The organism is Pseudomonas sp. PA-4-8C, assembly GCF_021606625.1.
GTDB classification, from domain to species: domain Bacteria; phylum Pseudomonadota; class Gammaproteobacteria; order Pseudomonadales; family Pseudomonadaceae; genus Aquipseudomonas; species Aquipseudomonas lactis.
Genome location: NZ_WKCD01000249.1, coordinates 1 through 8,341 on the forward strand (window position 1 = coordinate 1; position 8,341 = coordinate 8,341).

Genomic DNA, 8,341 nt, shown 5'->3' on the forward strand with positions numbered 1-8,341 from the left:
GGACACCGGCGTGCATGGCGTTCTCGATATAACCGATGCACAAACCGCCTTCTTCCCCACGGCCCAGGCGCTTGCCCAGAGACTCCAGGCGGTTGGCATGGGTCAGCAATGCCTTGGTTTCGGCCAGGAAGGTCTGGCCATCGCGGGTCAAGCGGATACGCTGCTGGCTGCGTTCGAACAGGGTCAGGCCCAGGCGCTCCTCGAGCTGGGCGATCTGCCGGCTCAGGGGCGATTGAGAAATGTGCAAGCGCTCGGCGGCGCGGCCGACGTGTTCTTCTTCAGCCACCACTTCGAAGTAGCGCAACTGGCGTAGATCAATCATGTAAGACCTGCAAGGACTCAAGTAGGTCGCAGTATGTCTTAGACGGTCTGATCAGCGCAATCTAGCATCTGCTCAACGGTCACAGCGACCTCGCACCGATTGAGGAACCACCATGAGCTTGAAAGACACACTGCCCGGCGCACTGGGCTTTGGCACCGCCCCCTTGGGTAATATGTTTCGCGCGATCCCCGAAGAAGAAGCCCAGGCCACCGTCGAGGCCGCCTGGAGCCAGGGCGTGCGTTACTTCGATACCGCGCCGTTCTACGGCTCGGGCCTGTCGGAAATGCGCTTGGGCCAGGCGCTGTCCAACTATCACCGCGATGACTACGTGCTCAGCACCAAGGTTGGCCGGGTGATTCTCGATGAAGTCGAAGAAACCGCCCGTGACCTTGGCGAAAAAAGCGGCGTATTCGAACACGGCCGCCGCAATAAAATACTCAATGACTACAGCGCCGACGCCACCCTGCGCTCCATTGAAGACAGCCTGACACGCCTACAAACCGATCGCCTGGACATCGTGTGGGTTCACGACATCGCCCAGGATTTTTACGGCGACCAATGGCTGGAATACTTCAACCAGGCCCGCACTGGCGCCTTCAAAGTACTCACCCGTTTGCGCGAGCAAGGTGTGATCAAGGCATGGGGGCTGGGCGTCAACCGTGTCGAACCCTGCGAGTTGACCCTGGACCTGATCGAAGCCCAGCCTGACGGTTTTCTGCTGGCGGGGCGCTACACGCTGCTGGATCACGACCGCGCCTTGCAGCGCCTGATGGACGCCGCCCACGCCCAGCAGGTGGAGATCGTCGTCGGTGGCCCGTACAGCTCCGGCATCCTCGCTGGCGGTGCGCATTTTGAATACCAGCAAGCCAGCCCAGCGATCATTGCCAAGGTCGAGCAGATCAAGGTGATTGCCCAAGCGTTTGGCGTCAGCATCAAGGCCGCTGCGCTACAGTTTTCACTGGCGCATCCGGCAGTGGCGGCGGTGATTCCCGGTGCCAGTCGTCCGGGGCGGATTGCCGAAGACGTTGCGGCGTTGTCTGAACAGATTCCAGCAGCCTTCTGGCAAGCGTTGCGCGAGGCCCGCTTGATCTCGGACCGTGCGCCTTTGCCTCTCTCACGTTAAGGAGCTTGAGCATGAAAATTGATGTAAGCGGCAAAGTGGCTATTGTCAGCGGCAGCACCGCCGGTATCGGCCTGGGCATCAGCCAGGCCCTGGCGCAATCGGGTGCCACGGTGGTGGTGATCGGGCGTGATGCAGGCAAGGTGGACGACGCCCTGGCCAGCATTCGCCAGGCGGTTCCCGCTGCTCAACTGCGTGGTGTGGTGGCCGACCTCGGGACCGTTGAAGGCGCACAGAAACTCTTCGCCGCCGAACCCCGCGCCGACATTCTGGTCAACAACCTGGGCATCTTCGACGCGGTGGATTTCTTCGACGCGCCGGACAGTGAGTGGGCGCGCTTCTATGAGGTCAATGTGATCTCCGGCGTGCGCCTGGCGCGCCATTATGTGCCGGGCATGGTCGAGCAGAGTTGGGGCCGGGTGATCTTCGTGTCGTCGGAGTCTGGCGTGGCGACGCCGGCCGACATGATCAACTACGGAGTGACCAAAAGCGCCAACCTGGCGGTGTCCCACGGCCTGGCCAAGCGCCTGGCGGGGACCGGGGTGACGGTGAATGCTATCTTGCCTGGGCCCACCTTTACCGATGGCCTGGAACACATGCTCAAGGACGCCACGGCCGAATCCGGGCGCAGTGCCCGAGAAGAAGCGGATGTGTTTGTGCGCCACGCGCGGCCCACCTCGATCATCCAGCGTGCGGCCAATGTGGATGAAGTGGCGAACCTGGTGGCGTACATTGCTTCACCGCTGTCTTCGGCGACAACCGGTGCCGCGCTGCGGGTCGACGGTGGCGTTGTCGACAGCATGGCAATCTGATTTTTCCTGACTGGAGTATTGATCGTGGCAACAGCGTCTTCTGTGATTGAAATTGCGGTGCCGGCCGACCAAGTCTGGCAATTGATTGGCGGCTTCAACAGCCTGCCCGACTGGCTGCCTTTTATTGCCAAGAGCGAGCCGAGCGAGGGTGGCCGTGTGCGTCACCTGACCACCGCTGACGGCGGCGCGATTGTCGAGCGTTTGCAGACCTTCGACAACGTGGCGCGCACCTACAGCTACACCATTGAAGCGTCGCCGTTTCCGGTGAGTGCTTACCTGGCGACCTTGCAGGTTGAAGCGTTGACAGACACCTCGGCGAAAGTCACCTGGTCCGGGGTGTTCACGCCGGCAGCGGGTACCACCGAGGCGCAGGTAGAGGAGTTGTTTACCGGTGTCTACGAAGGCGGGCTTGAGGCGCTGCGCAGTAACTTCTAAGGATGGTGGCGAGGGAGCTTGCTCCCTCGTCACAAGGTGGGTCTTTAGCCTAGATGGAACAAGGCTGCCGCGACAGCCTCTGCCGGCGTCATCTGCGCCGTATCCAGCCTGAACGGCGGCGCTTCCCAGGGTTCATACTCATGCACCTGCACCGATTGCCAGGTCGGCGGCACCAGCCCCGGAATATCGCCCACACGGCCTTCGACTCGATGCCGATGCGCCTGCTGATCGGAACATACCACCTCGATATTGATCAGCGCCACGCCGGCGGCTGTCGCCACCGCTTGCCAGGCATCACGGCTTTCCTTCACCGGGTTTACACAATCGGCGATCACCCGCTGCCCCAGGCGCAGGTTACTCAGCGCCAGAGCATTCGCCACACCGTAGCCACTGGCCCCCACATCGCCCGCCAACACACCGGCGTCGCGCAGCGCCTGCTCGATCACATCGATACGCAGGTAAACCGCGCCCACCTGTCGCGCCAGCTCCCTGGCAATCGTGGTCTTGCCACTGCCCGGCAAACCGCTGAATACAATAAGCATGACCCATCAACCCCCTGTAGGAGCGAGCTTGCTCGCGAAAAACGCCAACAATAACGCGTACTGCCTGAATAAACGCGGCGTCTGTGAGTTTTTCGCGAGCAAGCTCGCTCCTACGTTTAGAACGTCACAGTGAAGGTTGTGCCGCGTGCCTCACAGGAACTCACTGCCACATCGCCGCCATGCACCCTGGCCAGTTCACGCACGATATATAGGCCCAGGCCCACGCTGCGCACGTCGCTGCCCTGGTCGGTGCCGCGGGTCATGGGTTCGAACAACCCGGCCAGCAAGGCTTGGGGTATCGCCGGGCCGTGGTTGTGCACTGCAACCTCGCAGGTGTTATCGCCCAGGCGCGAGGTAATGGTGATCGGCTGCAGCAAGTCGCCATAGGCCACGCTGTTGGCCACCAGGTTACCGATCATCTGTTGCACGCGGTCGGCGTCCAGGCACGCATCGCCCTGGCCCTCGCCGTGATGCACCAGCGTGGCCTTGGGGAAGGCCACCCGCAGTTCGTCGACGCTGCGATGAATAACGCTGTGCAGGTCCAGCGGTTGCGGCTTGATGGTAATGCCCTGGCCGACCCGGGCCTGGGTGAAGTCCAGCAGGTCGGCGATCATGCGGTGGGCGCGTTCGGCCGACTGGCCGATGTGCCCCAACAGCTGGCGCTCCTTGGCCGTGCGCTCGCCACGCTGGAGAAAGTCGGAGGCCATGCGGATCGCGGTGAGTGGGTTTTTCAGGTCATGGCTGACAATCGCCACCATCTGTTCGGCAAACAACGCCCGGCGCTGAGCAATGGCATAGGCTTCGCTCAGCTCGGCCTGGGCCTGTTGCAGGGCCAGTTCCGTAGCAGTTTTTTCCTGTAGCAGGGCTTCGGCCTGCTTGCGGGCATTGAGCAGCTCGCGCTCGTACTTGTCACGGTCGGTGGTGCCGAACAACGCCAAGTCATACACCACGCCGTCGGGCTGCTGGCGCTGGTTGGCGTTGAGCAAGACCGTGACTTTGTGCCCGTTGCAATGGCGGATGTCGAGTTTCACCTCGGTGACGTTGCCATGCATACGCAGCATCGGCGCCAGGTGCGTCTGGTAAAAAATCCGCCCGCCCATGGCCAGCAGGTCCTGGAAACGCCGGCCCAGCAGTTGGGCGGCGGTGAAGCCCAGCCAATCGCACAAGCGCGGGTTGACGTGCAGGATCGTGCCGTCTTCCTGGGTCACCGCCAGGGCGCAGGCCGCGCTGTCAAACAGTGAATCAGCGGGCATCGGCAGCCGCCCAAGGGGCGAGGAAGCGGTCCATCGCTGCTGTGCACGCCTGGGGGGCGCTCATGTGGGGGCAATGGCCGACATTCTCGACCAGGCAATAGGTGCTGTTAGGTAATACGGCGTGCAGGTATTCACCCACGGCCACGGGAGCGATCAGGTCTTCGGTCGATTGCAGGATCAGCACCGGGGTAGTCAGGCCGAACACATCCTGGCGGTTATCCGACAGAAAGGTCACGCGGGCGAACTGCTTGGCGATGTCCGGCTCGGTGCGGCAGAAACTCTCGGTGAGCGCCTCGCTCAGGTGCGGCTGCGTCGGCGCGCCCATGATCACCGGGGCCATGGCGCTGGACCAGCCCAGGTAGTTGCTGTCGAGGGTGTCGAGCAGGTCGTCGATGTCGCCATGCTGGAAACCGCCGACATACTCATCGGTGTCGATATAGCGCGGCGATGGGCCAATCATCACGTGCGCGGCAATGCGCTGCGGGATGAAACGGTCGGCGAGGGTGCCGATCATCGCGCTCACCGAGTGACCCACCAGAATCACCGGGCCTTGGGCGTAGGCGTCGATAATCTCGTTCAGGTCATGGGCATAGCCATCCAGGCGGCTGTATTTGGCTTTTTCGAACGCACTCAAGTCTGACAGGCCGGCGCCGACCAGGTCATACAGCACCACGCGAAAGCGCTCGAGAAAGTGCGGTGCCAAGGCATTCCACATGGCCTGGTTGCAACCAAAGCCGTGGGAAAACACCAGCGTCGAGGGACCGTTGCCCATCACATGTACATTGTTGCGGTGACTTAGGTCCATGGGCGTCCCGTAGATGGCTTATTGCTATGCAGCTTATCGGCAGTTTAGATAGTCGCAGGCCCTGGGTCACGCGTTTGCACGCAGATAAGGTAAAGTCGGCGCCTTCAGGGAGAGACTTCAGGTAACCATACATGATCGTGCTTGTGCGGCAATCGGTGTTCAGCCTACTGGCCTTGGTATTTTCCAGCCTGTTGATCACCGCTCATGCGGACACCTCGCCGATTGGGGTAGCCCTTGATCAGCGGGTCATTGACCTGACCAACACCCTCGACTCGGGCACCGTGCTGCGCCTCAAGCAACAACTCGCCGACCTTGAACAACGCAAAGGCGCGCAAGTGGCCGTATTGCTGGTGCCGACTACCGGCGGCAGTGGCATCGAAGACTATGCCAACCAACTGTTCCGCGCCTGGAAGCTGGGGCGCCAGGACGTCAACGACGGCATCCTGCTGGTGGTGGCCAAAGCCGACCGCACAGTGCGCATCGAGGTGGGTTATGGCCTGGAAGGCATCGTTACCGATCTACTGGCCCATCGCATCATTGAAGAACGCCTCACTCCAGCGTTTCGTCAGGGCGATTTTGCCGGTGGCATCCAGCAAGGCGTGAACGCGCTGGTGGTACTGGTGGACGGCGGCGACCTGCCTGAAGTGGCCGGGCCGGGGATCAACCCGCAATTTTTCGCGATATTGGCGGCGTTTGTCCTGGGTGCGCTCGCCGGTGTGTTGATCGCCGCCGGCAAGTTGCACTGGCGCAGGGCCTTGATCCTCGCGGTGGCGGCCACGCTGTTGCTGACGGTATTGGCCGGCGGTCGAGACTGGCCGATGTTCCTGTTTGCAATGCCGCTGACCTTGTTGATTGGCGGCGCGCTATTCGGCGCGTTGTGGCAGGTGCGCACGCTGTTTTACGGCGTGATCGGGTTGCTGGCTTACATCCTCGGACTGGTAGTAGCAAACCAGTATGTGGATGTCAGTTTCATCCATTGGCTGCTGTGGCCCCTGGGCGTCTTGGTGGTGCTGGGGTTGTACCTGGTGCTACTGCTGCTCATGAGGGAGACATGGCGCACCAGCCGCGCAGGTTTTGCCGTACGACTGCTGGCGGCGGTGGCCGTGTACGGGGTGGCGGGGCAGGTAATGGACGGCGATCGCGACGCCTGGTTGCTGGCATTTCCTATCGCATCGTTTGTTGCGCTGATTATCTTTGGCAAGGTCGGCGAAGGTTCTGGCTCCGGCGGTGGGTCCAGTTCAAGTTCCAGCAGCTCCAGTTCCAGCAGTAGTTCGTCGAGCGGTGGCGGTTCCAGTGGCGGCGGTGGGGCGTCTGGTAGTTGGTAAGCAAGTCAACGGATGTGCCCCCAATTCAAATCTGGAAACTGGGTGTTTTTAGTGTGAGGGGACGATGTTTTATCTGATGTAAGGATTTTATTTTGTGAGAGAGTTGCCAGGAGTAGAGAAGCTTGCCTATTTGTTATCCAAGGCCCGGAGCGCTTCAGAAGTAGATCAGATCTGGATGTCGACTGGCTTGAAAGAACTATCACCGCTATTGTTGCCTTGGAAGATTATAAGCGGGCGAATATTCCAGGCTCCGTAAAAAAGTATGCGAAAGGCGATGAGGCGGTACTGGTTCCCTATTTTTCAGGTGGGGAAGTCTATTTTTTGAATGACAGGATTCTGTTTTCCTATCATCAGCAAGGGCGTGCGGACTTTAAAATCGACTATAGTTTGATGTTTGATACTAATATGGCCTCGTATGTGGATGCGTTGATGCGCGGGCGTCCGTTAAAAACCATGCATCACAGAGTGGTCGCGTTTGTCGATGATATTTTGAATGATGATCTGAACTTTGATTATTTTTACTACATGGCGGAGAACGTAAAAGAGGTGAAAAATATTCACCAGTGCGCTGCGTATTCACCCTTGAAGTTTTGGAAGACGTTAAGTAAAAAATTCAGGAATAACTTGGTCAGTCTTCAGCTGTTCAGAAGCATCGATTGCGCTGAATACAAACGCACATCTAATCCTAAACCGAGGTTCACCCACCGAGAGGCCGCCCGCAGGGCGATTAATTTCAGCCACAGCTATTATGCTTCTGAAGAAGGGCGTACGCAGGTTCTGAGTTTTGCCTTGATGCAACGTGTCATCTTGTTGCAAGTGATTGGGATGGTGAAGATTCAATTGTCATCTAATAAGTCGGCAAAGCATAAAATTTCCGAATTTTTTGATTATGTTAATGACGTGGTTGGCGTTTATTTGGACCGTGAGGCGATTGTTGCACATAAGTATTTTGTTGGTCCTCGGTTAATTTCGATGTTGGAAAAAATAAAAAAAAGCCAAAAGGCACCCAGAAGGCTATTGAAAAAACTCGACAATATTGCGTGGGACATGGCGGCGCCACGGCTCATGGAGACATTGATCATGTCTCAAGGCATGGGAGACTTTTTTATACCGATGTTTATAAGCTTCGATGGCGGGCTTAAGCAGGTCTTGAAAGCCTATGAAGTAAAAGGTGTTGTGTTTGATAGCCGCCGTGGTGGGTTGATTCCGTTGCCACGGGTTAATACCGAGGATTATTTTAAAGCGCACGGATGTGCTGACGCATTATTGAAAATCAGTGAGAAAAGGGATGAGCGGTCCGACAAACCAACAGCGAACAGGGACACGGTGCATCAGTTGATCAAACGTGAATATGGCGTGCTGAGAAAACTGCTGTCAACGCGAGGTCGATGACCAGTGCCATGGCGCCTATTCGCCAAGGGACAGACGCTTAATACCAGCAATCACCCTTCGTCAAGCCGCCTTTGAGGGCGTCCTGTACATCGGCATGGGTAAGCGTCGTTGGGCTCGCCGAGCTATACCTTCCAGGGTGCAACCCATGGGGGCGGTTGTTCGGCAAAGCCCTGCGTGTTACGGCGGCTTAGGCAGAAAACAGTGGGTTGTCACAACTTGGTCCAACCACCGTTGCCGTCGGGCGTTATTTCGAAGTTGATCGGTTCACGATGGGCATTGACCTGAGAGCTGTCGACGCCAGTGTGATCCGCAGGCGAGACGGCAGGCCCGAAGGG

Annotated in this window: 9 protein-coding genes; 5 read left to right on the forward strand and 4 right to left on the reverse strand. The window is 58.9% G+C overall.

Going from position 1 to position 8,341, the window contains the following annotated elements; genetic code table 11:
• The coding region (locus GIW04_RS24535) for a LysR family transcriptional regulator (RefSeq protein ID WP_236479279.1) at window positions 1–322 on the reverse strand (322 nt) is incomplete at its 3' end.
• A 112-nt stretch (window positions 323–434) separates the two neighbouring features.
• Here GIW04_RS24535 and GIW04_RS24540 point away from each other — a divergent pair.
• The 3 genes from GIW04_RS24540 to GIW04_RS24550 are packed head-to-tail and all read left to right on the forward strand — an operon-like array spanning window position 435 to window position 2,689.
• Window positions 435–1,445: an aldo/keto reductase gene (locus tag GIW04_RS24540; RefSeq protein WP_094775380.1), complete on the forward strand. Its 1,011-nt coding sequence runs from the start codon at window positions 435–437 to the stop codon at window positions 1,443–1,445.
• Window positions 1,446–1,456: 11 nt separating this feature from the next.
• Window positions 1,457–2,254 (forward strand): SDR family NAD(P)-dependent oxidoreductase, encoded by a 798-nt coding sequence (locus tag GIW04_RS24545; RefSeq protein WP_120248287.1) that lies wholly within the window; start codon window positions 1,457–1,459, stop codon window positions 2,252–2,254.
• A 24-nt stretch (window positions 2,255–2,278) separates the two neighbouring features.
• Entirely contained in the window at window positions 2,279–2,689 is a 411-nt protein-coding gene (locus GIW04_RS24550) for an SRPBCC family protein (RefSeq protein WP_034135378.1), read from the forward strand.
• Window positions 2,690–2,733: 44 nt separating this feature from the next.
• Here GIW04_RS24550 and GIW04_RS24555 read toward each other — a convergent pair whose 3' ends face one another.
• The 3 genes from GIW04_RS24555 to GIW04_RS24565 form a co-directional block, all read right to left on the reverse strand.
• Window positions 2,734–3,231: an AAA family ATPase gene (locus GIW04_RS24555; protein ID WP_094775379.1), complete on the reverse strand. Its 498-nt coding sequence runs from the start codon at window positions 3,229–3,231 to the stop codon at window positions 2,734–2,736.
• Between the two features lie 116 nt (window positions 3,232–3,347).
• Window positions 3,348–4,484 carry a PAS domain-containing sensor histidine kinase gene (locus GIW04_RS24560; RefSeq protein WP_120248286.1) on the reverse strand — a complete coding sequence of 379 codons (1,137 nt, stop codon included), beginning with the start codon at window positions 4,482–4,484 and terminating at the stop codon, window positions 3,348–3,350.
• The gene (locus GIW04_RS24565; RefSeq protein WP_120248285.1) at window positions 4,474–5,289 is read right to left on the reverse strand and encodes an alpha/beta fold hydrolase; all 816 of its coding nucleotides are present in this window, start codon (window positions 5,287–5,289) and stop codon (window positions 4,474–4,476) included. Before GIW04_RS24565 ends, GIW04_RS24560 begins: the two co-directional genes overlap by 11 nt.
• 131 nt (window positions 5,290–5,420) lie before the next feature.
• Here GIW04_RS24565 and GIW04_RS24570 point away from each other — a divergent pair, with 131 nt between their 5' ends.
• Both GIW04_RS24570 and GIW04_RS24575 read left to right on the forward strand, forming a co-directional pair.
• The gene (locus GIW04_RS24570; protein WP_057710013.1) at window positions 5,421–6,614 is read left to right on the forward strand and encodes a TPM domain-containing protein; all 1,194 of its coding nucleotides are present in this window, start codon (window positions 5,421–5,423) and stop codon (window positions 6,612–6,614) included.
• Window positions 6,615–6,830: 216 nt separating this feature from the next.
• Window positions 6,831–8,006: a hypothetical protein gene (locus GIW04_RS24575; RefSeq protein ID WP_120248284.1), complete on the forward strand. Its 1,176-nt coding sequence runs from the start codon at window positions 6,831–6,833 to the stop codon at window positions 8,004–8,006.
• Window positions 8,007–8,341 lie beyond the last annotated feature (335 nt).

Bases quoted from the DNA above. Each gene is read 5' to 3' on its own strand.
- GIW04_RS24555 (WP_094775379.1), bottom strand. From the start codon at position 3,231: ATGCTTATTGTATTCAGCGGTTTGCCGGGCAGTGGCAAGACCACGATT.
- GIW04_RS24540 (WP_094775380.1), top strand. From the start codon at position 435: ATGAGCTTGAAAGACACACTGCCCGGCGCACTGGGCTTTGGCACCGCC.
- GIW04_RS24570 (WP_057710013.1), top strand. From the start codon at position 5,421: ATGATCGTGCTTGTGCGGCAATCGGTGTTCAGCCTACTGGCCTTGGTA.
- GIW04_RS24545 (WP_120248287.1), top strand. From the start codon at position 1,457: ATGAAAATTGATGTAAGCGGCAAAGTGGCTATTGTCAGCGGCAGCACC.
- GIW04_RS24560 (WP_120248286.1), bottom strand. From the start codon at position 4,484: ATGCCCGCTGATTCACTGTTTGACAGCGCGGCCTGCGCCCTGGCGGTG.
- GIW04_RS24565 (WP_120248285.1), bottom strand. From the start codon at position 5,289: ATGGACCTAAGTCACCGCAACAATGTACATGTGATGGGCAACGGTCCC.